This window comes from Nostoc sp. (assembly GCF_036916575.1).
Lineage (GTDB): Bacteria > Cyanobacteriota > Cyanobacteriia > Cyanobacteriales > Nostocaceae > Nostoc.
Genome location: NZ_JBALGC010000055.1, coordinates 46020 through 71089, shown reverse-complemented (window position 1 = coordinate 71089; position 25070 = coordinate 46020). Strand labels below are relative to the sequence as shown.

Sequence of the window (25070 nt, the reverse complement as noted above, 5' to 3'; positions counted from 1 at the left end):
TTTACCTCACTCACAACACAACAGTTTACTTGGTGTTGAGGCTTTAGTTTGAGTGAAAACAATTGACGCGCATTTCCATGAGCGATATGTAGACGGCTTTCGCGAAGCTCCACCTAACCTACAAAAGTCTGACTATCAGGACGCTTTGAAGGTGATGTCTGCGCGATCAATGAAGGGCTGGAACAAGTCATTAGGCCAGTTGGGATCGCTCTTGGAGGTGCGCTCCAGACACTTCCAGACGCCATCGCGACGTTCAAAGATGTCGTCGTAGGTGCCAGTCGAAACGATTCCGACCTGTTCAGCCTTCCAGTACACGAACCATCGCCAGTGCGCTTCGGCCCTGTCACCCGATCCGGAAATTTCAAACGCGCCCATAGAGTGGAACCACTTGTCCATCGGGAAGACGCTGTGTGCGTAGTCGAACATCTGCTTCATGCCCTCAAAACCCTCGAAGGTTGAAGTACGTAGGTCGTAGACGTGGAATTTGCCCTCCGGCCAGTAAAGGCGGTTGTAGAGGTCGGCCTGCTCGCGCCCCCAACCCTTGTCGATACATCGCTGATGCATATTCAACTGCTCGAAGATGGTAAAGCGGTCGATCGCCGTGAGTTCGTTGTTCTGAGACATTGAAATTCCCCTCTACGTTGAAATTCTTGCGGGCAGTCAACGAGTTGATCGTGTTTTAGATTATGTTGTTAAGACTTCTGAAACGTCCAATGCATAAATTCTTCAGGCGAAGAGCAACAAATATAGAACACCACCCTTTGTTGGTTTAGTCATAGCTATTTGCTTGCCTAGCTATTTGATACTGCCGTCTTCCTCAAATTACATTTATTTCTCATCCTTGTACAAGTATCATTTTGTTGATGTTATCTTTCTTCTTAGGAAACTTTAGAATTACGATGGACACCTTAACGAGCATGAAAGTATTGCTTCAGGTGGTGGAATCGGGAAGTTTTGTGGCAGCCGCTGAACGGCTCAACTTATCCACAGCCATGACCAGCAAGCATGTGATGCACTTGGAACGAAACCTTGGCGCACGTTTGTTGAATCGAACCAGCCGACACTTAAGCCTAACCGAGGTCGGAAGGATCTATTATGAGCAATGCCGGGAAATGCTTGATAAATTGGAAATGGTGGAGGCAACGGTGAGGCAATCAGCCGTGGTCGCGCGTGGCGTACTCAAGATCAGCGCCCCAGTTTGGTTTGCTAACCCGTTATTCACTAAAGCCTTAGCGAAGTACCGCTCTCACTATCCAGATGTTTTGCTAGATCTGAATTTGAGCGATCGGTTGGTAGACTTGGTGCAAGAAGGATTTGACTTGGCGTTACGTGTCACGCCTGAGGAACCCGGTTCTTCACTGCTGATGCGACGCATTTGCCCAATTCAACTCATGTTGGTTGGCTCAACGGAGTATTTGCAAAGAAATGGATACCCAAAAACTCCCAACGAACTGTCGAAGCATGTAAGCATCAGTTATTACTACTCGCAGTTTGCCGATGAGATCCTCTTTGAGGATTCTAACGGCCGGGAGACAGTCAAACTGCCAGTCTCGATCCGCTCCAACAACACTATCATGCTGTATCAGGCAACCTTAGCCGGTATGGGGTTGGCGGTTTTGCCAAAGTGGTTGATTGAAGATGATCTTACCAGCCAACGGTTGAAGGTGCTGAAGCTGGACTACACGTTGGCAACCTCATCTCTTTATGCTGTCTATACGAATCAGCGATACCTCTCACCCAAAATAAGGACTTTCGTAGATTTTCTAGTTGAGCATTTTTCTGATATCACCGAGAGCTTTGATTAAATTTGTCCTTGAGGATTTGTACTCGTAGTGTCTACAGTAGTGGTTATAGTGTTGGCTTGCTCGTCTTTGAAAGTATTTCATGAACAAGTAAGCTTTTTCTACCTCAATACCTTAGCCAAAATAAGAGGATGAAGAGAGGGGCCGATGTAATAGAGTTATTGTCTTGGCATAAATTTCCAAGTTTGAGTGCGATCACCTACGGTGGGCGCTTGCGCCATCGCAAACTTGGAACAGATAGGGCTGGCGTAGTAGAGTTATTGTCTCTCACAACGACAACTCAAAACCCACTCTCCAGCCCATGCCTGATATCATATCACTGTTACAATGCCTGCTACCGCAGATCAACGCTACAATTATGCGGCAATTGAATCACATAATCATAGCCATGTTAGCAATGAGCGGCCGAGTCACCATGTTGGGAATCTCCCGTTGGGCAGGCATTGGCGGTAGTTATCGGACTATGTTGAGGTTTTTTCATACAGTAATACCTTGGGCGTTTCATCGCAAGTAACTTCAGCAATAGCAAACTAACTCGCTGGCGCGATCGCCTGGAGATAACATAAGACTGTATTAACTACCGCTTCAAATTTACTTATAATATCATTAGCATATATAACTACAGCTTCAGCATATATAACTACAGCTTAAGTTTTATTAACTACAGCTTCAACTTTACTTATAAAAAATTGAGTGTTCCTAGTGTATTAATAAACTACTTTCTCATCCCACTAGTTTACTGATAATATTTATTGATAAGATTTATGCTTATGTGCTGTGTGGGGAAAACAAGTGAAACAAAAGCAGTTAGTAAAGATTTTATTACTGACAAGTTGTGTTTGGCTGTGGACGACAACGATCGCAAATTCTCAGGAAATAGCCAACACGCTAAACAATTCCAAGTCAACTAGAAACATTCGCCAACTTAGTGAAATAGAACTTCCAACTACCAGCGCCCAATTACTTGTACAGTCGCCAACTCCCACCTCAGAAATTATTGCAGTTACGGGGGTGAAAGCCAATCAAACACAAAAAGGTGTGGAGGTGATTTTACAAACCAGCCAAGGAGCAAAGTTACAAATCACGAATCGCAGTGCTGGTAACAATTTTATTGCTGATATTCCCAATGCACAGTTAAGTTTGGCTAATGGCGATCGCTTCACCTACCGTTCCGAAAAACCGATTGCGGGAATTACAGAGATATTAGTAACAAACATTGATGCTAATACCATCAGAGTCACAGTTGTCGGTGAAGCCGGATTGCCCACAGTTGATTTATTTGACGCTGATGAAGGTCTGATTTTTGCTCTGACACCAGTAGCATCGACGACACAAGCACCACCTCTAACACCAGAAAAGCCAGCCGCTCAAGGAGATGAGCCAATTGAATTAGTGGTAACAGGTGAACAAGACCAATACCGAGTTCCCAACGCTTCAACTGCTACTAAAACCGACATTCCCATCCGTGATATTCCTGCATCAATTCAAGTCATCCCCCGTCAAGTACTGGAAGACCAGCGAGTAATACAACTACGGGACGCGGTTGGTAACGTCAGTGGTGTGACTCCAGCACGCTCAGGTAGTGAGAGTTTGATTTTCCGGGGATTTAACTCTGGCAGAAGTGGTGGCATATTTGTCAACGGGTTTAAACGTTATAGCGATGTTGGTGATGATGATCGAGATATAGATGTCGCCAATATCGAACAAATCGAAATTCTCAAAGGACCAGCATCTGTTTTGTACGGTCAAGGAGAACCGGGAGGAATTCTCAACATCACGACCAAGCAACCCCGATCAACGCCATACTACAACTTTGAAGGAATCATTGGCAACTTTGACTTTTATCGTCCTACATTCGATATTTCAGGTCCTGTCAACACCGACAAAACGATTCGCTATCGATTGAATGCCGCCTATCAAAACTCGGGTAGCTTTATTGACTTTGTAAACACAGAATCGGAATTTGTCGCACCCGTCCTCAGCTTTGACATTAGCAAGAATACGACCCTGACGCTGGAAGGCGAATATTTCAACAGCTCCAAAGTAGTATACTCAGGTCTTCCAGCAGTGGGTACTATTTTGCCCAACCCCCTGGGAAAACTTCCCCGCTCCCGGTTTTTAGATTATCCAGACTTGACCAAAGACACTGAGACTGCTAATTTCAGCTATCGCCTGGAGCACAAATTTAGTGATATCTGGTCAATCCGCAATGGTCTGCGCGTCGAGCTTAATGATTTAAGTTCTACTTATTTTTTTGGTAACCTGCAAGCAGACAATCGAACCCTGGATCGATTTTCTGGTTCGTACACAATTGATGCCCAGAGCTACCTTGTGCAAACGGATGTTTTGGGAAAAATTCAAACGGGTAGCGTCAAGCACGATTTACTTTTTGGTCTGGAACTCGGTTGGACTCATAACAAACTCAAGCAATTCAATTCATCGTCAGGTACACCCAGCATCGATATATTTAATCCGATCCGCGAACCAATTCAATTTGATTTACTTACACGTTCAGAAGGCACTTCTCAACGTTTGGTCGGTCTCTACGCTCAAGATTTAATCTCAATTGGAGACCAGCTCAAAGTTTTACTAGGTGGGCGCTTTGACTTTGCAGCAACCGACTACGACACACTCACTTTTTCAACTGACCGAGACGATAATGCATTTAGCCCGCGTGTAGGTGTGGTTTATCAACCGCTACCGCCAGTCTCTTTGTACGCCAGTTGGAGTCGCTCATTTCAACCCGCTAGCGTGTACGACATCAACGCAGATAACAGAATATTTGAGCCAACCAAGGGGGAAGGCTTTGAAGTCGGGGTCAAGAGCGAATTTTTCGATGGTCGATTGGCAGCAACTCTGGCTGCTTACCAAATTACCAAACAAAACCTCGCAACAGCCGATCCGAATAATCCATCATTGACTATCCAGATTGGTGAACAACGCAGCCAAGGTATTGAGTTTGATTTGGCTGGACGAATTTTACCAGGGTTAAACATTATTGGGAGCTATTCCTACATTAATGCGGAAATTACGAAAGACAATAGCGGCAATCAAGGGAATCAACCCGACAACGTTCCCCGACACAGTGCCAGTTTATGGACGACATACGAAATTCAACAAGGCGATTTTAAAGGTTTGGGATTTGGCGGCGGAGTCTTTTTTATCGGTGACAGACAGGGAGACTTAGCGAATACACTAACCCTCCCCAGCTACGTGCGGACGGATGCAGCCATATTTTACCGTCGGGACAACTGGCGAGCTGCGTTAAATTTCAAGAATTTGTTTGATGTTAACTATGTTGAAAATTACAGGTATAGCACGTATTACGGCGCACCATTTACTGTGCAGGCTACTGTTTCAATCTCGTTTTAATTAGAATTCAGCGTAGTGAGGAGAAAACAAGTGAGACAAAAGCAGTTATTGAAGATTTTATTAGGGATGACTAGTGTTTGGCTTTGGGCTGCAATGAGCGCAAATGCTCAGGAAGTAGTCAACACGCAGAGTAAATCGATTGCATCTAAGCAAAGCAATTCCAAATTAACTAGAAAGATTCGCCAACTTAGTGAAATAGAACTTCCAATTACCAACGCCCAATTGCTTGTACAGTCGCCACCACCGCCAACAACTCCAACCTCAGAAATTATTCAAGTTACAGGGGTAAAGGCAAATCAGACACAAAAAGGTGTGGAGGTGATTTTACAAACTACTCAAGGAGCAAAGTTACAAATCACGAATCGCAGTGCAGGTAATAATTTTATTGCTGATATTCCCAATGCACAGTTAAGTCTAGCTAATGGCGATCGCTTCATCTACCACTCAGAAAAACCAGTTTCGGGAATTACAGAGATAAAAGTAACAAATATTAACGCAAAAACCATCAGAGTTACAGTTGTCGGTGAAGCAAGATTGCCCACAGTTGAGTTATTTGACAGTAATGAAGGTCTAATTTTTGCTCTGACACCAGTAGCATCAACTACACAAGTACAACCATCTTCAACACCAGAACAGCCACCCTCACAACCATCAGCTGTTAATGATGAACCAATTGAACTAGTAGTAACGGGTGAACAAGATGAATATCGCGTTCCCAATGCCTCAACTGCAACTAAAACCGACATCCCTATCCGCGATATTCCCGGCTCAATTCAAGTCATCCCCCGTCAAGTGCTGGAAGATCAAAAAATTACGCGAGTGCAGGACGCGGTACGGAACGTCAGTGGGGTGACTCCCGGAGGCTACGGTTCTCAATCTTACGTCGGTGACAGTTTTATTCTTCGAGGATTTGACAACGGCAGAAGCGGGGCAACGTTTATCAACGGATTCAAGCGTTACATCGGTGCTGGGTACAATGAAATCCTGGATGTTGCCAACGTCGAACAAATCGAAATTCTTAAAGGGCCAGCATCCGTTCTTTACGGTCAGGGAGAACCAGGAGGGATTGTCAACATCACCACTAAGCAACCCCTTTCAACCCCCTACTACAACTTTGAAGGCACCATTGGCAATTTTGATTTCTACCGCCCAACGCTCGACATTTCAGGTCCTGTCAACACCGACAAAACGATTCGCTATCGTTTGAATGCCGCCTATCAAAACTTGGGTAGCTTTGTTGACTTTGTGAACACAGAATCGGGATTTGTTGCGCCCGTCATCAGTTTTGATATTGGTAAGAATACTAGCCTGACTCTGGAAGGGCAATATTCCAATCTCAGTAAAGTGAGTTTCTTGGGCCTTCCGGCATCGGGTACTATTGTTGACAACCCCCTGGGAAAACTCCCCCGCTCCCGGTTTTTAGGTGACCCAAACTTGAAAGCATTGGATGAGTGGATTGGAATTGGCTATCGCTTGCAACACAAATTTAGCGACAACTGGTCTATCCGCAATGGGTTCACAGCGACGTTTAATAATAATGATCGGGGGTTTACCTTTGGTTTTGGGCTGGAACCAGACAATCGGACATTCAATCGTTTTGGTAGTTCGCTAAAGACCGACACACAGAGCTACTTTTTGCAAACAGATGTCCTGGGGAAAATCCAAACTGGCAGCATCAAGCAAGATTTACTCTTCGGCGTGGAGCTCGGTTGGACGAGCTACAACCTGAAGGCCTTTACAGCATCGGCTGGTGTACCAGCTATCGATATATTTGATCCAGTCTATCAACCGATTCGATATGATAAGTTCGATAGCACTGAGTCTGCTTCTAATAATTTGGTCGGGGTTTATGCCCAGGATCTGATCTCAATTGGAGACCAGCTCAAAATTTTGCTGGGTGGACGCTTTGATTTTGCCGCCACTGACTACGAAAACACGACAGGTATTTCAAATGATCGGGAAGATACTGCCTTCAGTCCGCGTGTGGGAGTCGTTTATCAACCCGTACCGCCAGTCTCTTTATATGCTAGTTGGAGTCGCTCATTCCAACCTTCTGATGCGTCCTCTAGAAACCCAAATAACGAAACGTTTAAGCCAACCGAGGGTGAACAGTTTGAAGTCGGGGTAAAGGCGGAATTTCTTGACAGCAAACTTTTCGCCACTCTAGCAGCTTACCAAATCACCAAAGAAAACATCACAACAGCCGATCCGAATAATCCAACATTCAGCATCCAGATTGGTGAACAACGTAGCCGAGGCATTGAGTTTGATCTGGCAGGACGAATTTTACCAGGGTTAAACATTATTGCGAGCTATTCCTACATCGATGCAGAAATTACTAGAGACAATAGCGGTAATCAGGGGAATCAACCCGACAACGTACCCCGAAACAGTGCCAGTTTATGGACAACTTATGAAATTCAACAAGGCGATTTCAAAGGTTTGGGATTTGGCGGCGGTGTCTTTTTTGTAGGTGACAGAAAGGGAGACTTAGCTAATACATTAACCGTACCCAGCTATGTGCGGACGGATGCCGCCATATTTTACCATCGGGATAACTGGCGAGCTGCATTGAATTTCAAGAATTTGTTTGATGTTAACTATATTGAAAGTTCCTATTTTGGCGTGTATTATGGCGCACCATTGACAGTGCAGGGTACTGTTTCATTCTCGTTTTAATTGGAAGTTAGTGCAGTGTGGGGAAAACAAGTGAGACAAAAGCAGTTAGTGAAGATTTTATTAGTGACAAGTTGTTTTAGTTTGGTAGCAAATTATAGACAACAAGACTGATAGAGAGATAGCATTGGCTGAAAAAGCGATTACAGCAGATTGCAACTTCTCTTCTTAGGCTACGCCAAGGTGAGGTACAGATCATCGTAGGGGCACAACATGTTGTGCCCCTACCCGTGTACTTCATTTACCTGTAATACGCTGTAAATTTAGTAACAGCTTGAGTATTTTCGTTCAGCAATGCAATGCAAATATTGCTATCTAGTAGATACATTAGTCCTTGTCTTGGTTATCACTTAAAATAATTCATAATTGATAATACTCGCCAAAAATGAGAAGTAAGCTACATAATTCCTAATTAAATTAGTTTAAGATTTATTTACAACTAATTCAAGACCACCAATTTGACAATTTAGTGAGGCAGCGTGGTCTTCTCTACAAGACGCTTTACGTAGCAAGATCCCTGTAGGGGTACGTAGCGGGGGTAGCCCATTAGGAATTAGTTAAATAGCTCAATCGCATCAGCTAACCGATTCCAAATGTTAGTAAATAATGATTTGCAAGACCGATGGATTCCTCGCTATTTTAGATTAGCGATCGCCAATATGCTCTCCAATTTAATGGTACCGCTGTCTGGAATGGTTAGCGTTTCCTTTTTAGGACACTTGCAAGACATTCGTCATTTAGCTGGCGTTGCACTAGCGACGGTTGTGTTTAATTACTTCTATAGAGCATTGAATTTTTTGCGTCTCTCTGTCACCGGCACGACTGCCCAGGCGACTGGAAGTAATGATCAACAGGAAGTACTGCTGCTAGGCTTACGGAATATTTTAATTGCCCTCAGCTTAGGGTTTGTTGTTTTGCTCCTGCAATACCCACTGCGAGAGTTGGGGTTTATTGTCTTGAACAATACTCCAGAGGTGAAAGCGGCTGCGGTGGACTACTTCAACAGGAGGATTTGGGGTGTACCTGCGGTTCTGGTGAATATGGTGCTGTTCGGCTGGCTGATGGGGCGTGAACAGAGCCAGAAAGTCCTAGTCTTGTCAGTTTTTGGCAACGTCGTGAATATCATCTTGAGTTATCAGATGATTCTGCAAGCAGGTTGGGAAAGCATGGGAGCAGGCTTGGCACAAGCTTTGAGCCAATTTTTGATGATGCTGCTAGGACTAATTTGGGTGAAGAGTGAAATCCAGTGGCAGGAGATCCGTGCCGTCGCGCCTAAGCTTTGGGACAAATCTGCCTGGAATGAGACTTTTGCCCTGAGTCGGGATCTCTTTATACGGACACTGGCGATCGGGTTTACCTTTTGGGCTTTTACCAATCTGTTTGCTGGGATGGGAAGAATCGCCTTTGCGGAAAATGTCTTGCTGATTGAGTTCATGACGCTAGGGATTCAAATACTCAATGGCTTGTCTTATGCAACGGAAACCTTGACAGGAAACTTTCATGGCACAAAGGAGCAGGGGCAGATGGTGCCACTGCTTGGCGTTTCTATAGGCGTGACTCTGATGTTTGCAGTCATCATGTCCTTTACCTGCATCCTGTTTCCGCAAACCGTATTTGGATTACTCACAAATCATACAGAAATAACCACCCAGATTGATCGCTACATTCCCTGGCTAATGAGCGTGCTGGGGCTGTATGCGTTTGCCGTCTCAATTGAAGCTTATTTCTTTGGTTTGGCAGAAGGATTAATACTCCGCAATGCGGCTTTTATCGCAACTGGGTTAGGGTTTATTCCCACAGCAGCCCTTGCTTGGAAGTTGCAGAGTGTTCATCTGTTGTGGTTGGCGATGTCTTTGTTTATCGTGACTAGAATTGCAGTGCAGGGAATTCAGATCTCTAGAACCTTGAAACTAGCGGTAGAGGATATTCCTCCTGCTGAAAAGACTCAATGTTAGTAAATCGAAGGCGTAATTTTTCCATTTTACAATCACCTTATTCACAGCATCGTAAATGATTAGCTTTAGTTGAGAGCGTTGAAAATCACTGGTGCTGAAACTACACCCTTTGCCTCTAAGGCAGCTGCAACCCGTAAAATTAACGCTTCATTATATGGTGCTGCTATTAATTGCACACCTAAAGGTAAGGCATTTTGCCGCTGAATTGGTACTGATAAAACTGGTAAACCAATAAAAGATAATGGTTGAGTAAATAATCCTAAATGAGGACGGACAAGAATTTCTTCGCCATCCAAAATCATGGTTTGTTGACCAATTAGTGGTGCGGAAATTGGTGTAGTTGGGGCAAGAATCACATCGACATTTTGAAAGACTTCCCGAATGCGATCGCGATACCATCTTCTAAACCGTTGGGCTTGGAGATACCAGCTGCTAGGAATTAACGCTCCAGCCAAAAAGCGATCGCGTGTCGCTGGATCAAAATCTTGGGGACGCGATACCTTCGGTGGGCTTTGCCTACGCAATTTTTCCAAATGCAGATTTGCGCCCTCGCTAGCTGTAATCACAAAAGCTGCTGCACGGGCGCGATGTGCTTCTGGTATGGTTATGTATTCAGTGACATTTAAAGCATCAGCTACCTTTTGGACTGCTGCTAAAGCTTCCGATTCTACACCTTTGGTGAAATAATCAGCTGCGATTGCAATTCTGATATCAGAGATATCTTGCTTGAGTTGTGATAAAACCAATTCAGGCGGACGCTTTGTGCAAACTGGATCGCGATCGTCTTCTCCCTGAAGCACATCAAACACCGTAGCAATATCCTGCACCGAACGCGCAAAAGGGCCAATGTGGTCAAAACTGCTAGAAAATAAAGCTACCCCAGCCCGAGACAAGCGTCCATAAGTTGGTTTCAAACCAAAAACGCCACATAACGCCGCCGGAACGCGAATTGAACCATTCGTATCAGAACCCAGTGTCAGCAGTACTAACCCCGCAGCAACAGCCGCCGCCGAACCACCCGATGAACCGCCAGCAACTCGCTGTAAATCATGGGGGTTGTGAGTAGCACCGTAATGGGAATTTTCCGTCACAAACCCATAGGCGTACTCATCCATATTCAAAGCGCCAACCAGCACCGCACCCGCTTGTTTCAGCTTCGCTACTGCGGTTGCATCTTGGGTAGCTGGTGGGTTTTGTGCATTAATTTTCGATCCCGCCAGAGTCGTTAAACCAGTGATATCGAAGAGATTTTTCACCGCAAAAGGCACACCAGCAAGCATTCCAGGATTATTACCTTGGGCAATTTCCCTGTCAATGTGGGCTGCATCCGTTAAAGCTGTCTCAAGAGTCACAGCCGTAAAACAGTTGAGTTGATGATCCCGCGCTGCTATTCGTGCTAACGCAGCCTTGGTAACTTCCACCGCGCTAACTTTACCTTCACGTACAGCAGCAGCTATTGATACAGCATCATTCATGGTTCAAAAACTGATGCAACTTCAATATCCTCTGGTAAGGGAAAAGAATTTACCAGATTAGCGATCGCCCTAATTCTCTCAAAATTTGCCACCACACCATCTCGATACTCATCTCTTAGCTGCAAATCCAACAACAACGCCATTTGATCAACATACTCACCCACATTAAATCCTTTTCTTCTCATTTTTCCTCCTCTGCGGCCTTGGGTTTATTTTTTTGGTAGTCCTTCAGAGCGATACCTTCTCTACGAGAGGCTACGCCAACGATGAGCTTTTCTGCGGAACGCTGCGCGTAGCTTGCTTCCCCGTAGGAATACACTAACGCAGAACTTTTCACTCTACTAAACTTGAGCTAATTTTTCTGAAAGGAAGCTTTTTGTTACTGTTGGAGCAAGACTAGTGTACTTGTCTCCTTAATTCTCCTGATTTTTCACTGATTGAAAACTGTTGGTCGAAGGTGAAAGAGTTTTTGCGATGGCGTAACCACCCACCGGAAAGGGCAGGTACGCCATCGCAAGCCGCCAGAATCTATCAAGAATTAGATGAGGTTTTTTTAATTCATCGTCAGTACTGCTCGAAAACGCGGCTTGCCATCGCGGACATGCTCAAGAGCCTGTTGGGCATTTTCTAGGGGATGAGTTTCAATCATCGGGCGAACGCCGTGTTTGGCAGCGACTTCCAATGTCTCGCGCATATCTTTTATAGAGCCACTCGGATTGCCCATCACCCGGCGACGGCCACCAATCAAATCCATTGGTGACGGAAAGATGATTTCTTTGTATTCCACAGCTAGCAGTACTAACGTTCCATTCGGAGCAAGGGCGTGGATCGCCTGTCCCATCAGCTTGGATGAATTGGCAGTTGAGAGAATGACATCAGCACCACCCATCTGCTGCAACTTTTGCACCCATTCGTCAGTGCTAGAGTCGATCACTTCATCTGCTCCCAGTTTTTCCTTAGCCAGTTGGAGTTTATCTTCGCCTCTGCTGACTGCAATTGTCTGTGCTCCTAAAGCATGGGCAAACTGCAGTGCCAAATGTCCCAGTCCTCCTACACCCATCACAGCAACAGTTTGTCCTGGTTTGAAGCCGACGTAATTGAAGGGGGTGTAAACAGTAAGTCCTGCACAAAATAGGGGTGCTGCTTCCTCAAAGGAAATTTCATCGGGGATAACAGTCACGTCACGAGCGGGGGCTTTGGTATATTCTGCATATCCCCCATTCAGGCTAACACCGGTCACCAGTTGCTCTGGACATAAAATTGATTCACCGCGTACGCAGTAACGGCAATGACCACAGGTGTGTTGAGCCCAAGGAACGCCAACGCGATCGCCCTTTTTGAGATAGTTGACTTGTTCGCCGACTTGTTCAATCACTCCAGCAATCTCGTGACCAGGAATCAGTGGTAATGTTGACATTTCCTTAAAATCCTCGTCAACCAAATGCACATCCGAACCGCAAACTCCGCAGGCATGGACTTTAATTAAGACATCTAATGGACCGATGTCCGGTATAGATACATCACGAAGTTCCAGAGGTTGGTGATAATTGGTTAAAACGGCAGCTTTCATGCTATATTCTCCTAAAAATTTATCATGTACAAATACGAACTACTGCTTATGTTGAATTCTTCCTCGGTTGCAACTCCTATTTACAATGCTCCTTGGTAAAAAACTATTAGAAATCGGAACAACAATAGAATACTAAAGACACCTCTTCGTTGCAGCTTTAGAGACTGCTTTTGCCGTGTCTAACAGAAAGACGTGCGTTTTTATTGCATGATACTACAACGCCAGTACAACTCAGAGGATCGAAAAGTTCTGCGACTATGGATGTGTAGAATAGTGTTCATAATAATCAACAAATGCGATTAATTTTATACAGTAAACCCGGCTGTCATTTATGTGAAGGCTTGCAAGAAAAGCTAGAACAAATCCAAAATCTCAGTTTCGAGTTGGAAATTAGGGATATTACGACTCGTGAAGATTGGTTTGCTGCGTACCAGTATGAGGTGCCAGTACTTTATTTATCAAATCACAGAGGCGCAGAGGAGGACACTTGCGTGCGGGGGTTCCCCCCCGTTGAGCAAAGTGTCCGTGGCGCAGAGGAAGAAATTATAGAAGCACCATTGCCGCGTCCTTCTCCTCGTGCTAGTGTGCAGCAGTTGGAGCAAATGTTGCGTAAGTATTTAGCCAATTAGAAAAAAATAATGCAGAATAAGCGCAAGATAAGCATGTGACGAGGTTCACAAGATGAAATTGCGGGAATTACTAACAGCGGTAGATAGTGTTGAGCAATTACCTAGCCATCCTACCTTGGAGGATGTGGAAGTTAAGGGTTTGAAGACGAATTCCCATGCTTGTATTGTGGGAGATTTGTTTATTGGGATGCCAGGAGGACGGGTTGATGGTGGGGAATTTTGGCAAAGTGCGATCGCATCAGGTGCTGTAGCAGCGATCGTCTCCCCGGAAGCAGCACAGAAAAATCCTCCCACAAATCAGGCTGTGGTCATCAGTGCAAGTAACATAACTCAAGCTTGTGCCCAGATAGCTAGTGCTTTTTACGGTTATCCAGGGCAAAAACTCAAGCTGGTAGGTGTTACTGGTACAAATGGCAAAACTACAACTACTCATCTAATTGAATTTTTGCTCAACAAAGCTAATCTAGCTACAGCTTTGATGGGAACTCTCTACACTCGTTGGGCAGGTTTTGAGCAAACTGCTGCCTACACTACTCCCTTCGCTGTGGAACTGCAACAGCAGCTAAGAGAAGCTATAAATGCTGGTAGTGAGTTCGGGGTGATGGAAGTAAGTTCCCACGCTTTGGCGCAAGGTAGAGTGTTGGGTTGTCAATTTGAGGTGGCGGTGTTCAGTAATCTTACTCAAGACCATCTCGATTATCACAGCGATATGGAAGATTACTTTGCTGCCAAAGCGTTGTTGTTTAGCCCTGATTATCTCAAGGGACGGGCAATAATTAATGCTGATGATTCCTATGGCAAAAGGTTAATTGCCTCGTTGGATTCCGAAAGGGTTTGGAGTTATAGTGTCAACGACAACAGCGCTGATTTATGGATGAGTGATTTAAGTTACCAGCCGAATGGTGTCAGTGGTACATTACATACACCAAAAGGTGACGTGGCTTTTCGATCGCCCCTAGTTGGTCAATATAATTTAGAAAATCTTCTAGCAGCCGCAGGAGCAGTTTTACACTTAGGGCTAGATTTGCAGTTACTCGGATCTGTGATCCCTGAGTTTCCGGGAGTTCCTGGACGGATGGAACGAGTAGAGATTAGTCCTGACCAAGATATTAGCGTGATTGTGGATTATGCTCACACACCTGATAGTTTGGAAAATTTGCTGAAAGCAGCACGTCCGTTTATACCTGGTAAAGTGATTTGCGTGTTTGGTTGTGGCGGCGATCGCGATCGCACTAAGCGCCCAAAAATGGGTAAAATTGCTGCTGAATTAGCAGACGTAGCTGTTGTGACATCAGATAATCCCCGGACTGAAGACCCAGAACGGATTTTGCAAGATATTTTGACGGGAATTGCTGATACAGTACAACCAACTGTAATTTGTGATCGGGCTACTGCAATTCTTACCGCTATTTTACAAGCACAATCCGGTGATGGAGTATTGCTTGCTGGTAAAGGTCATGAAGACTATCAAATTCTCGGTACTGAGAAAATCCATTTTGACGACCGAGAACACGCACGCGACGCTTTACACCAAAGACTGAACATACAAGCCTAATTCCAAGTAGGGTAGCACAGCTGTGCTACCCGAAAATGTGTATTCTACACAACAAAAATCGCTCATAATTCATAGTTCATGTTTCTTTCCGTGGGAATTTTGTAAAAAATGCACATATAAAGGTGAAAATCGAAGACAGAATTATTTCTTGCTTCATTCTTGTTGTGCTTGACTCATGAATGTTTCTCTGGCTAAGGATCTGTCTGTTTATCAACTGGTTATGGGAGTGCAAGTGCCTCCTAAACCACTGTCCCTCAGTCCTGCTACTCTGCTATCACTGGTGAGAGCGCAAATTGACTTACTAATTGAGCAGCAAATTGCAGCCACTTTATGGGTGAAGCTACCACCAGATAAAATTTGGCAATCAGAATTAACGCGTTATCAATTCTCAGTAGGTGCGTCTAGTCTCATTTATACTTGCCAGATTGAGGAAAGTGGGAGAACGGGAGCAGGGGGAGCAGGGAAAGAAAATACCCTCTTATCTCCCTATCGTGTCTCTGTTCACCTACCACCAGATAGTCAACTGCGACGGGAAAACTTTCTGATGGTGTTATCGCCCCAGTTTTGCAGTTTAATTTTGGCTCATCGACCACTTAAAAAACGCAAAAGTCAGACATCGGGGAAGGTAAATACTAATAAAAACCAGCCGTTGCTGATTATAACTACTGTTGAGGGGAGAATAATTCAGCAAGTATTAGATGGTATCCAACAAGCAATCACGCCAGAATCAACCCCAATACCTGCTAGTTTTATTTGTCCAACTGTGCCCCAACCCGCACTTATGAATCAACTGTTGGCAAAACAACTCCTACGACAAGATGAAATTAATCGTCAAATGATCACAGTACGCACCACCAAATTAGAGCAGCAAAATCAAGAACTACACAACAAAGACCAACTCAAAGATGAATATCTGAACAATGTATGTCAGGAATTGCGTATACCCTTGACGCATATGAAGACAGCACTTTCGTTATTGAATTCCCCTAATCTTAAACCTCCCCAGCGACAACGTTATTTACAGATGTTAAATACCCAGTGCGATCACCAAAATTCCCTGATTACTGGTTTGTTGGAACTGGTGCAGCTAGAACGGAATTTAGAGGGGACGACTTTGGAGTCGGTGCGTGTTGCTGATATTGTGCCTGGAGTAGTCAGTACCTATCAACCTGTAGCTCAAGAAAAAGGGATTATGCTAGCCTACACTGTACCGACTGAACTTCCATCTGTTTGGTGCGTGAGTGGTGGTCTGAGGCAAATTGTGATTAATCTGCTGCACAACAGCATTAAGTTTACCCCGAATGGTGGTCAAGTATGGGTGCGTGCCCGTATTCAAGGCGATTATGTCCAATTAGAATTCCGCGACACAGGTATCGGTATTGCCGAAAGCGAGATTCCCAAAATCTTTGATCGGTTTTATCGTGTGCGTACAGCAGCAACTGAAGATTATGGTGGTGCTGGGTTGGGATTAACAATTGTACAGCAATTACTGCTGCGCTCCGGCGGATCTATTTCTGTAAAAAGTAAATTATATGAAGGTTCCACATTTACAGTGCAACTGGCAAGTATTGGCGATACCCCAAAAGTGTAGGCGTAGCCAGCCGTAGGCATCGCTACACAAAATGAGTTATGATTATTCCCTGAGTTAACTTGGTGGTGCTATACAATTTTGCCTTTGTTTAAAGTTAACCAGAAAACAGCATCACAAATTTTGGCACAATCTATCTTGCTCCGAAATTTCATAAAACGAATTGAAGAAAAATACAGAATACAGAATTCAGAATAAAGCCATGAATTGGAGTGCGAAAAAGCGGATGAATATAGCGGTTCTCACTTTGGTGCAATACAGTCGTCACCTCACCCCGTATTTGCTCAACGCAAACACTCCCCTCTCCAAAGCATCCCAGAGGGGTTGGGGGTGAGGTTTAAAAATGTACTTCATGCAAACGAGAACCGCTATAAACTACGTTTTTGCACTCCTACTAAATATGCTTTCTTTAGTGGTTAACTTTTAAAGTGGTAGGTTACAATCGACCACAAAAAGTGATTCTGACGGACGTATTCAGAATAGCTGAATTCTTCTTCAATTTCTTTAGCTTCCTGATAATTATTAGCTAGAAGTTTTTGGTAACGCGGCGGGAATTTGGCGGAGCATCATGACTTGCTAATCAGGTACAGGAGCCAGCAATACAGTACCAGTTACCTCAAAAGTATTGACGAGAAACTCGCCAGAAGTCATCGAACCTAAAAGAGATTTGGTAGCTTTTTCAACGCGATAATTTCAGGTAAGTAAGTGGGTCAAATTAAATATAAAACCTCACCCGGCCTCCGGCTTCCCTCTCCTTACCAAGGAGAGGGATTGAGGGTGAGGTTTTATTTTATATTTAATTGTGCCTCCCTACTTATATCATGTCTGGCTAATTATAGCGGTTCTCAATTGCATGAAATACAGACCACTCGTAAGGGCACAGCAATGCTGTGCCCCTACCATGTGTTGCATCCAAACGAGAATCGCTATAGTTATGATTACCACATCTGTGCAAAAACCAGGAAACCCTCTTTCCCCCTGCTTGTTGCTCCCTGCTCCCCTGCGGTCTTAATGATAAGTTTTTAACCGGACACGATATTACTTGTGCGATCGCTCGCAAAATTTACATCAAAGTAATGCCGACCAAAAAACCGAGAAATCCTGACCATGTCGTCGTCGCAACACCCCACAAACAGTTGTTATAGGGAAAAGCGGTAAAAGTGTCGCAGCAGGCTTTGTCACAAAGGTTTTTCACCTTGACAGCAGAACTTTTTGAACGGGTGTTTGATGACTTGCTACCACAATTAAAAGCACGTTGGCATACTCGAAAAAAAGACCTCTGCCACCCGCAGTCAAATATGCAAGTGGGATTGGGATTAGTTATCAGAATCAAAAACACTTGTCCCGTCAGGTTTTTTGCCAGTCAATAAGTCACCTATTACTTTTGCTTCTTCTACTACGCCCTTTTTCAGTTGTTCTTCTTGGACGTCAAGTGGTCGATCTGCTCCCCTGGCTTTTTTTGGTTCTTCAAGTCCACTAGTGACCTGTTCTGCTTTTTTATCAACTTTCTGTTGGATCTTTGCTTGTGACCCTTTCACCATTTCATTTTGGCCTTGCCCGGCATAACTAGGAGGCTGGATAAAAATGAATAGACCTAAAAGGAAAATCATCAGACCCAAAATCCCCCGAATCAAAAGGCTCTTGCGTAATGCTTGTCCTAAGGCTAAGAGAATCTGTTGCATTTAAATTTCCACCTTTTTTTATCAAATTTTGTGCTGCTAACACTTTCAAGTGGAGGTCGCGCTGTGCAAACTTAAAGCTATCCCAGCCTTAGTTACAGAAAAGCTCCACCACTTTTGTAGCCCCAATAAGCGGCATTTTCGACAAGTAGCTAACTTCTCGTAAGTTTGAGTTTAGCTGATGAATCTGAATTTTTTATGAAGGTATTGTTTTAGAACTGTTGCTTTCTTGCGGTCAAACCTAGTTGAGGCCATCGGTGACAGATTAAGATTATTAACCATTCGTTAATAAGCAATTGTGCTGAAATATTTGCCAAAAATAGGGGTAGGAAACACAATTTTTAAGTTCCTGGTTTCTGTTTATTGCTAACTTCTAAAGGCAGGAAAATCGTCAAAACTTCCCCATATTGTGGGCGCTGGCGCACAATCAATTTACCACCGATCGCCTGAAACAAATGCTTAGTTGCGGCGATATTCAAACTAATCGTACCCGTTTCTGGTTGAAACATCAGCAGTTGACCTAAAGCTTTGCGAATTGGTGGCGTTGCAGGTATGGCGGCTTTATTGGAATCTTTACACCCGAATTGGGGCGATAATTGTAACTTCAGTTGATCTCCAGCCGGGATAACTTGTACTTGAATATGGCTACCAGCCGGTAAGCTGCGAGTAAAATTCTCCATCAAACCAGTGAGTACCTGATCCAGCATAGTGGGATTACTCACCACTGTTGGTAATTGCTGAGGTAAAACAACATTTAAAGTTAAGTTCCGCCGATGTGCTGCTTGTTCCCAACGGGGAATGCTCTGCTGCAACACTTGATCTAAAGACATCGGCGTGAGTTGAGTTTTTGAGGGTTTTGCTGAGGCAGTAGTTTCCAGTTCTGCTGCCTTAAACAGCAACTCCATGCGGTCAATTTGCTCGGTACACTCGTGATCGATAATTTTTAAGCGATTGATCACGGTGGCATCTAAGTCTCGCCGCTTCAGCAGCAGGCGAGTCATGGTGCGAATAGTTGTCAAAGGTGTGCGGACTTCGTGAGCAAAGGCTTGGAGCAATTCCACATCAGGATTTGGGGATTGAAAAGAAGCACAGGGGCGGGGTGCAGGGGGCAGAGGGGAAAACTTTTCTCCCTTGCTAAGAGCTCTCATCTCAAGAGTTTCTTCCCCAGTCCCTAGTAAAGAGTCCCTAATCTCTTCTGCTTCTGTTAATTCCTGAAGCAACAACTGGCTAAATTGAATCATGATCCGGCAATCTGGTGCTACCGGGGAATACTGTTGTACTAATGCATCTAGGCGAGCGAAAAATTCTGGATTAGCCAGCATTACCCTTGCTCCTAGCGATCGCCAAGCCTGCTGCACTACTTCTGGCTCAAAAGAAAATGAAAAGGTTTTTTTACCGTTCTTGTGGGTTGCTAAAACTAGCACTAATCTAAATTTATCTGTAAAAACTAAGCAAAACTGTTCTGCCCCTAGCGGATCGGAAGGTAGTAAGGGAAGTACCGATTCATGAGGAGCAATTTCTTCATTTATAGATGCGTTGGCATAGCCCAACCCAGACATCGCATCTGGCATCTGAAATGGCATCAGCGCCAACGGGTTAAATGGTTTTGCCGTAAAAGTTACTGTTTGTAGGCTTTGAGTCAGTTTTGGCTGACTAAATAAGGGTGCTGGTGCAGCTAAAACTAATCCTTGGGTTGTGTCAACTGAAAGATTTGCTAAAGTATTTAATAGCAAATGTTCTGTCGCCGCGAGGCTGACACGCCACTGCCGCTCTGCTTTTGCAGGTGAACATTCAGCTACACTTGATTGATTTTCAGCCAAGATTTCGCTCAGGCTTGGCAATATCCATTTGTACACAGGTTTTCACCCCTTAATTCAAGAGCGACTAACGGCGTCTAGGGTAGACATTTCACTACTACTTAAGAGGTTATAGTTATTTGTGTACTGATGACAGTGGTAGAACCGAACAATTCGGGCGCAATTTCCCCTCTAAGAGCAATCGCACTTAGGGGCTGAAAAACACTCACCCTTACCCTGTTACCCGATCATAGCGATCGCAGATGCAAGTTTGAGAAGAGATAAACCTGATTTCGTCAGATGCAGTACGCTACGAAAAAGAGTCTATATGCGTAGGCGTAGCCTGTCGTAGCGAAAAGTCGGAGCGGCGGCTTCCGCCGATCTGAACTTTTCAAGACAGACATCGCATTTTTTTAAGTAGATTAGCAATAGACTATCTTAAAGGCACTTTATGACTTCTTTTGATTCAGTTGAAGATTTGGTACTAGTTGCTGGTGCTACTGGTGGAGTGGGGCAATTGGTGGTAGGCAAGCTGCTGGAAAAGGGTTTGAAAGTTCGTGTTCTGACACGTAATGCTGCAAAAGCTGAAGAAATGTTTAACCAGAGAGTGGAAATTGCCGTTGGTGACATCAAAAAGCCAGCTACACTGCCAGCCGCAACGCTAGATGTCACCCACATCATAAGTTGTACCGGAACCACTGCCTTTCCCTCTACCAGATGGGAGTTTGACCAACCCCCGAACTTACTTGAATGGGGAATAATTTTTCTTAATCCCAAATCTAGTGAAGCAAAAGCAAAAAATAGTCCGGCAAAGGTCGATGCCCAAGGTGTCAGTAACCTAGTGGCAGCAGCACCCCGGAATTTGAAGCGGTTCGTTTTCGTCTCTTCCTGCGGAATTCTCCGTAAAAATCAGTTTCCTTTTAGTATTCTTAATGCTTTTGGCGTGTTGGATGCCAAACAAAAGGGCGAGGAGTCGATTATTAATTCCGGATTACCCTACACCATTATCCGCGCAGGACGCCTCATTGACGGGCCATATACCTCATACGACCTGAACACGCTCTTGAAGGCAAAAACAGGGGGTAAATACGGTGTGGTAGTAGGCACTGGGGATACACTTTCGGGTGATGCCAGCCGAATTGACGTAGCCAACGCTTGTGTAGAATGCCTTTTTCAGCCAAGTAGTTCTGAGAAAATTTTTGAAATAGTCAACCAGGGACAAAGACCGCCTGTGATTGACTGGGAAACTCTTTTTTCCTCGCATTAATAATAAATTTTACCTCCTCCCCATTTATCCCCAACAACTTTCGGTTGCAAGAGAATATGACCAGCAACAGATACCAAGTCATCATCCGTCAGATTTCTCATTTCTGTGAAAATATCTGCGCTCTTGATACTGGGATGTATTTCTGAAATCTCCTCTTCTCCGTCGTAAGTAGTGGGATTTTTCATGTAGTCCACCAACCCTTGAATGTTATTACGGTTTGGTGTTGCTAGTGTCAGAGATTCTGATTCGAGTCCCACGTTCTGGTTTGTCTTGGTAACCCCCCCAGCATGACATTGGGCACAACTGTAATTAAATAAACGTTTACCTTCTTTGATTTGTTTCAGGTTGAGCACAACGGTATCACCCTGATCATTTAATGCCACTGTTCGGATTGCTGCATCCAGCTCTACCGCTGTCGCGTTACCAACAATAAACTGGAACGTCAGCAAAACAGTAGCTAAAACAACGCCAATTATTCTTCTAAACATGTTTCTCCTTAAACATTTTGATGTTAAATACAGCTAAGAAAGCAATGCTCAATCTCTCTTTGACCCAACTGTTTAAGGGACTTACAATTAAAAAAATATCCAATTTTGTAAGGTGTATTAGCGCGGAAATTACGGCACTATCTTGATCTAACGCACCCTACAATTAATGGATAATTTATTTTTTGGTGTTCCCTTATTAGGAATTAAAGATTTATTAGCAGAAGTCAAAGGAGTTACGGTAGAGGATGGAAAAAAGTCCCATATTGTAACCCAGGAAAAATGTAATTCAATTCAATGAAAATCACTGATATAATAATCGCTGCTAAGACAGCAACTACAGGAACCATTGTGAAAAATTTCAAAAAATAACGTGACTCCATGATTTTTCTCCCAAATCAACTAAATTTGCATTTACAAGATGTCATTTTTTATTGGGTTTATTGACAGTTGATAGTTAATCAGTGACCATCAACTGTTAATAGCCTTTAGCGAATTGAAATCGGAACTTCTTCATCTTTGGCAACTAATTCACCACTGAGAAATGCTTGAACCGCTGATGCCGGCCAAAGGAAAGCCAATACCATACATTTGACGAAGAGTGGCAGATCGATAAATAGTTCTTTTTCTTCTGAGGAACCAAGTTTTTGAATTGCCCGCAAATAGGAACGACCAGTCCAGCCAATCCAACCGGCAATGTAGAGAAATATCGCTATGGGAGTTAGCACGTCAAGGGCAAGGCTGAGGCGGTCAAGAACTAAATGAGGTAAACCGTCCTCGCCACAAAGTAACTGAGAATAAGCCTTTAATGGCTTTGTCGTGTAATAACTATCAGGGGCATTTTGCGCTCGTTCTACAAATGCAGGCGATTCGGCACAAGGGACTAATGTAGTGTTCTCCGCTAAAGCTGTGGGGACAACATTAAGCCAGAGAAAAATTACCAAAATCAAAGCAAATAGTCGTTTCATAATTTTGTTTGCTCCTAAAGATGATATTAATTACGATTTGCTGGATAGGTATTTGCTGCATATACTATCAAAAGTATGCAAAATAATACAGCTACTAACAAACCAAAAAATACTCCTGTTCCCGTTGAAGTAAATTGTCCCTCTCCATAGGCAAAAAAGATATGTTGCATGAAAATACCTCACAATTGTTAATGGTTAGCTGAATTCGATAAATAAAGTATGAATGAAGTATGAAGTGTAAAGGATGAATGATGAAGTAAGAAGTTGGTACAGATCAGACTACATGCCGCTACGCTAGCGCCCATCAGTGGTGCGAAAAAATTTGAGGTAATTTCATTATTCATCATTCATACTTCATCCTTCAGTTTGACCAATCTATATTGATTCCTTCAAGCAAGATTGAAGAATTGAAAATCTGGAGAATTATTAACAAAAAAAGGAAAAATAATAGCATTAGAACAGCCATTAATGGTGTGGTTCCCCAGCCAGGAACAACTTTACCTGCTTCCGAATTTAAGTTTCTGAGAAGGTATTGCAAAGGTGCGAGTTTTTTGGATTTAAACTTTTGTTGTTGCATGGATTGCTTTAAAGGATGAGGGATGAGGTTGACTGTTAACTGTCAGCAATCAACAGTCAACTGTTTTATTTGGAAGTTCCTAAACAGATGTTTCCTGAGTTGAAGCTACAGCCTTCTCTTTCTTGCGTGTAGTTAAATCTCCTACTTTCTGGAAGACACCAAACTCGACTTGTTCTTCCAAGTCTGCGTCAATTCCAGCAAAGACATCCCGGTATATGGTGCGAGAACCATGCCAAATGTGTCCGAAAAACCACACTAGAGCAAAACAAGCATGGAAAAAGGCAAAGAAGCCCCGGTTACTCGTCCGGAAAACCCCATCAGAGTTGTATGTCTGGCGGTCAAATTCAAAAACTTCACCGAGTTGAGCTTTGCGGGCATATCGCTTGACATCGAAGGAATCTGTAAAGGTTTGACCATCCAGTGTCCCACCCAAAAAGCTGACTGTAACCCCAGATTGCTCGAAGCTAAATTTTGATTCTGCTCGCCGGAAGGGAATATCGGCACGGACAATATCATTTTTATCTGTTAAGACGACAGGGAAATTTTCAAAGAAAGTCGGCATTCTTCGTACTGTTAATTCCCGCTCTTCACTGTCTTTAAATACTGGATGACCGAGCCAATCTATAGCCAACCCATCGCCATCCACCATTCGACCAACCCGGAAGAGACCGCCTTTGGCAGGATTATTGCCAATGTAATCGTAGAAAGCCAACTTTGTGGGAATGGCTGACCAAGCTTCTGAAGGAGTTTTACCTTCATTCAAGGCAACTTGAACCCGCCTGTCAATCTCTTGTTTAAAGTAGTTTTGATCCCACTGGTAGCGAGTTGGTCCCCACAATTCTATAGGTGTGGTAGCACTGCCGTACCACATAGTACCAGTAGCTACAAAAGCTGCGAAAAAGAAAGTTGCCAGCCCACTGGCGAGAGCCGTTTCAATATTTCCCATCCGTAGTGCCCGATACAGCACCTCCGGCGGTCGAACAGCTAAATGGAACAGCCCACCGATAATGCCCACAACCCCTGCGGCAATGTGGTGAGCGACAACCCCACCCGGATTAAAAGGATTAAAGCCCTCTGGCCCCCACACCGGGGCGACAGGTTGCATATGCCCTGTTAAACCGTAGGGGTCGGAAACCCACATACCCGGCCCAAAAATGCCGCTTAGATGGAAAGCACCAAAACCAAAGCAGAGTAAACCAGCTAATAATAGATGAATACCAAAAATCTTAGGCAAATCTAAAACTGGTTTATCGGTTTCGGGGTCAAAAAATGTGGCGACATCCCAGTATACCCAGTGCCAGCAAGCAGCTAGGAATTCCAAACCCGAAAATAAGATGTGAGCAATCGCTACAGTTTCAAATGTCCAAAAACCCGGATCAGTAAAGGTTTCACCTGTAATGCTCCAGCCTTGCCAGGAATTTGTCACCCCCAAACGCGCCACAAAAGGCATTAAAAAACACCCCTGTCGCCACATGGGATTGAGTACTGGATCGCTGGGGTCGTATAGAGCCAGTTCATACAAAAGCATGGAACCAGCAAAGCCTGCACAAAGGGCATTATGCATTAAGTGTACAGCTAGCAATCGTCCTGGGTCATTCAAGACCACTGTATGGACGCGATACCAAGGTAGTCCCATGAGTTATGCTCCTTGTAAAAAGTTAGGAGTGAGGAGTTCA

20 protein-coding genes and 1 pseudogene are annotated in these 25070 nt (G+C 44.1%); 9 read left to right on the top strand and 12 right to left on the bottom strand.

The window, feature by feature from the left end; all coding sequences use genetic code 11:
• Nucleotides 1-135: 135 nt before the first annotated feature.
• Entirely contained in the window at nt 136-624 is a 489-nt protein-coding gene (locus V7L29_RS13160) for a nuclear transport factor 2 family protein (RefSeq protein ID WP_334694075.1), read from the bottom strand.
• 275 nt (nt 625-899) lie between these two features.
• Between V7L29_RS13160 and V7L29_RS13155 the strand changes: the two genes are divergently transcribed.
• From V7L29_RS13155 to gntT, 5 genes and pseudogenes are all read left to right on the top strand, one after another.
• The gene (locus tag V7L29_RS13155) at nt 900-1805 is read left to right on the top strand and encodes a LysR family transcriptional regulator (RefSeq protein WP_334735748.1); all 906 of its coding nucleotides are present in this window, start codon (nt 900-902) and stop codon (nt 1803-1805) included.
• A gap of 298 nt (nt 1806-2103) precedes the next feature.
• Nucleotides 2104-2301, top strand: a pseudogene (locus tag V7L29_RS13150) (transposase); the annotation flags it as partial.
• A 293-nt stretch (nt 2302-2594) separates the two neighbouring features.
• Nucleotides 2595-5174 carry a TonB-dependent siderophore receptor gene (locus V7L29_RS13145; protein ID WP_334694073.1) on the top strand — a complete coding sequence of 860 codons (2580 nt, stop codon included), beginning with the start codon at nt 2595-2597 and terminating at the stop codon, nt 5172-5174.
• Between the two features lie 30 nt (nt 5175-5204).
• The gene (locus V7L29_RS13140; protein WP_334735747.1) at nt 5205-7853 is read left to right on the top strand and encodes a TonB-dependent siderophore receptor; all 2649 of its coding nucleotides are present in this window, start codon (nt 5205-5207) and stop codon (nt 7851-7853) included.
• A gap of 590 nt (nt 7854-8443) precedes the next feature.
• Entirely contained in the window at nt 8444-9805 is a 1362-nt protein-coding gene (gntT, locus tag V7L29_RS13135) for a guanitoxin biosynthesis MATE family efflux transporter GntT (RefSeq protein WP_334735746.1), read from the top strand.
• A gap of 65 nt (nt 9806-9870) precedes the next feature.
• On the opposite strand, the gene V7L29_RS13130 is transcribed toward gntT, so the two are convergent.
• From V7L29_RS13130 to V7L29_RS13115, 4 genes are all read right to left on the bottom strand, one after another.
• A complete protein-coding gene (locus V7L29_RS13130) occupies nt 9871-11280 on the bottom strand; it encodes an AtzE family amidohydrolase (protein ID WP_334735745.1) in 1410 nt (469 codons plus the stop codon).
• Entirely contained in the window at nt 11277-11465 is a 189-nt protein-coding gene (locus V7L29_RS13125; RefSeq protein WP_334694069.1) for a DUF4089 domain-containing protein, read from the bottom strand. Before V7L29_RS13125 ends, V7L29_RS13130 begins: the two co-directional genes overlap by 4 nt.
• The gene (locus V7L29_RS13120; protein ID WP_334735744.1) at nt 11462-11617 is read right to left on the bottom strand and encodes a hypothetical protein; all 156 of its coding nucleotides are present in this window, start codon (nt 11615-11617) and stop codon (nt 11462-11464) included. Before V7L29_RS13120 ends, V7L29_RS13125 begins: the two co-directional genes overlap by 4 nt.
• 216 nt (nt 11618-11833) lie before the next feature.
• Nucleotides 11834-12850, bottom strand: coding sequence for an alcohol dehydrogenase catalytic domain-containing protein (locus V7L29_RS13115; protein ID WP_334694067.1), 1017 nt, complete (start codon nt 12848-12850; stop codon nt 11834-11836).
• Nucleotides 12851-13143: 293 nt separating this feature from the next.
• Between V7L29_RS13115 and V7L29_RS13110 the strand changes: the two genes are divergently transcribed.
• The 3 genes from V7L29_RS13110 (at nt 13144) to V7L29_RS13100 (ending at nt 16625) form a co-directional block, all read left to right on the top strand.
• A complete protein-coding gene (locus V7L29_RS13110; protein WP_334735743.1) occupies nt 13144-13479 on the top strand; it encodes a glutaredoxin family protein in 336 nt (111 codons plus the stop codon).
• Nucleotides 13480-13531: 52 nt separating this feature from the next.
• A complete protein-coding gene (locus tag V7L29_RS13105; RefSeq protein ID WP_334735742.1) occupies nt 13532-15034 on the top strand; it encodes a UDP-N-acetylmuramoyl-L-alanyl-D-glutamate--2,6-diaminopimelate ligase in 1503 nt (500 codons plus the stop codon).
• 175 nt (nt 15035-15209) lie between these two features.
• Nucleotides 15210-16625, top strand: coding sequence for a DICT sensory domain-containing protein (locus tag V7L29_RS13100; protein WP_334735741.1), 1416 nt, complete (start codon nt 15210-15212; stop codon nt 16623-16625).
• Between the two features lie 1313 nt (nt 16626-17938).
• Here the strand turns inward: V7L29_RS13100 and V7L29_RS13095 are convergent.
• Both V7L29_RS13095 and V7L29_RS13090 read right to left on the bottom strand, forming a co-directional pair.
• Nucleotides 17939-18304, bottom strand: a complete 366-nt coding sequence (locus V7L29_RS13095; RefSeq protein WP_334690541.1) for a hypothetical protein — start codon at nt 18302-18304, stop codon at nt 17939-17941.
• A gap of 338 nt (nt 18305-18642) precedes the next feature.
• Nucleotides 18643-20157 carry a sensor histidine kinase gene (locus V7L29_RS13090; RefSeq protein ID WP_334735740.1) on the bottom strand — a complete coding sequence of 505 codons (1515 nt, stop codon included), beginning with the start codon at nt 20155-20157 and terminating at the stop codon, nt 18643-18645.
• A gap of 391 nt (nt 20158-20548) precedes the next feature.
• Between V7L29_RS13090 and V7L29_RS13085 the strand changes: the two genes are divergently transcribed.
• Entirely contained in the window at nt 20549-21364 is an 816-nt protein-coding gene (locus tag V7L29_RS13085) for an SDR family oxidoreductase (protein WP_334735739.1), read from the top strand.
• Here the strand turns inward: V7L29_RS13085 and psbV are convergent.
• From psbV to psbB, 5 genes are all read right to left on the bottom strand, one after another.
• Nucleotides 21361-21852 carry a photosystem II cytochrome c-550 gene (psbV, locus tag V7L29_RS13080; RefSeq protein WP_334690544.1) on the bottom strand — a complete coding sequence of 164 codons (492 nt, stop codon included), beginning with the start codon at nt 21850-21852 and terminating at the stop codon, nt 21361-21363. The two genes, V7L29_RS13085 and psbV, sit on opposite strands and share 4 nt — an antisense overlap.
• A gap of 233 nt (nt 21853-22085) precedes the next feature.
• Nucleotides 22086-22232, bottom strand: coding sequence for a photosystem I reaction center subunit IX (locus V7L29_RS13075; RefSeq protein WP_334690545.1), 147 nt, complete (start codon nt 22230-22232; stop codon nt 22086-22088).
• Nucleotides 22233-22337: 105 nt separating this feature from the next.
• Nucleotides 22338-22817 (bottom strand): Photosystem I reaction center subunit III, encoded by a 480-nt coding sequence (locus V7L29_RS13070; RefSeq protein WP_334690546.1) that lies wholly within the window; start codon nt 22815-22817, stop codon nt 22338-22340.
• Nucleotides 22818-23178: 361 nt separating this feature from the next.
• The gene (gene psbH / locus V7L29_RS13065) at nt 23179-23394 is read right to left on the bottom strand and encodes a photosystem II reaction center phosphoprotein PsbH (protein WP_334690547.1); all 216 of its coding nucleotides are present in this window, start codon (nt 23392-23394) and stop codon (nt 23179-23181) included.
• Nucleotides 23395-23473: 79 nt separating this feature from the next.
• Nucleotides 23474-25030, bottom strand: a complete 1557-nt coding sequence (gene psbB, locus V7L29_RS13060; protein WP_334690548.1) for a photosystem II chlorophyll-binding protein CP47 — start codon at nt 25028-25030, stop codon at nt 23474-23476.
• Nucleotides 25031-25070: the final 40 nt, after the last annotated feature.

What these genes read in the sequence shown, in the direction of transcription:
- V7L29_RS13160 (WP_334694075.1), bottom strand. Translation starts at nt 624, where the DNA reads ATGTCTCAGAACAACGAACTCACGGCGATCGACCGCTTTACCATCTTC.
- V7L29_RS13155 (WP_334735748.1), top strand. Translation starts at nt 900, where the DNA reads ATGGACACCTTAACGAGCATGAAAGTATTGCTTCAGGTGGTGGAATCG.
- gntT (WP_334735746.1), top strand. Translation starts at nt 8,444, where the DNA reads ATGTTAGTAAATAATGATTTGCAAGACCGATGGATTCCTCGCTATTTT.
- V7L29_RS13130 (WP_334735745.1), bottom strand. Translation starts at nt 11,280, where the DNA reads ATGAATGATGCTGTATCAATAGCTGCTGCTGTACGTGAAGGTAAAGTT.
- V7L29_RS13125 (WP_334694069.1), bottom strand. Translation starts at nt 11,465, where the DNA reads ATGAGAAGAAAAGGATTTAATGTGGGTGAGTATGTTGATCAAATGGCG.
- V7L29_RS13115 (WP_334694067.1), bottom strand. Translation starts at nt 12,850, where the DNA reads ATGAAAGCTGCCGTTTTAACCAATTATCACCAACCTCTGGAACTTCGT.
- V7L29_RS13110 (WP_334735743.1), top strand. Translation starts at nt 13,144, where the DNA reads ATGCGATTAATTTTATACAGTAAACCCGGCTGTCATTTATGTGAAGGC.
- V7L29_RS13105 (WP_334735742.1), top strand. Translation starts at nt 13,532, where the DNA reads ATGAAATTGCGGGAATTACTAACAGCGGTAGATAGTGTTGAGCAATTA.
- V7L29_RS13100 (WP_334735741.1), top strand. Translation starts at nt 15,210, where the DNA reads ATGAATGTTTCTCTGGCTAAGGATCTGTCTGTTTATCAACTGGTTATG.
- V7L29_RS13095 (WP_334690541.1), bottom strand. Translation starts at nt 18,304, where the DNA reads ATGCAACAGATTCTCTTAGCCTTAGGACAAGCATTACGCAAGAGCCTT.
- V7L29_RS13085 (WP_334735739.1), top strand. Translation starts at nt 20,549, where the DNA reads ATGACTTCTTTTGATTCAGTTGAAGATTTGGTACTAGTTGCTGGTGCT.
- psbV (WP_334690544.1), bottom strand. Translation starts at nt 21,852, where the DNA reads ATGTTTAGAAGAATAATTGGCGTTGTTTTAGCTACTGTTTTGCTGACG.
- V7L29_RS13075 (WP_334690545.1), bottom strand. Translation starts at nt 22,232, where the DNA reads ATGGAGTCACGTTATTTTTTGAAATTTTTCACAATGGTTCCTGTAGTT.
- V7L29_RS13070 (WP_334690546.1), bottom strand. Translation starts at nt 22,817, where the DNA reads ATGAAACGACTATTTGCTTTGATTTTGGTAATTTTTCTCTGGCTTAAT.
- psbH (WP_334690547.1), bottom strand. Translation starts at nt 23,394, where the DNA reads ATGCAACAACAAAAGTTTAAATCCAAAAAACTCGCACCTTTGCAATAC.
- psbB (WP_334690548.1), bottom strand. Translation starts at nt 25,030, where the DNA reads ATGGGACTACCTTGGTATCGCGTCCATACAGTGGTCTTGAATGACCCA.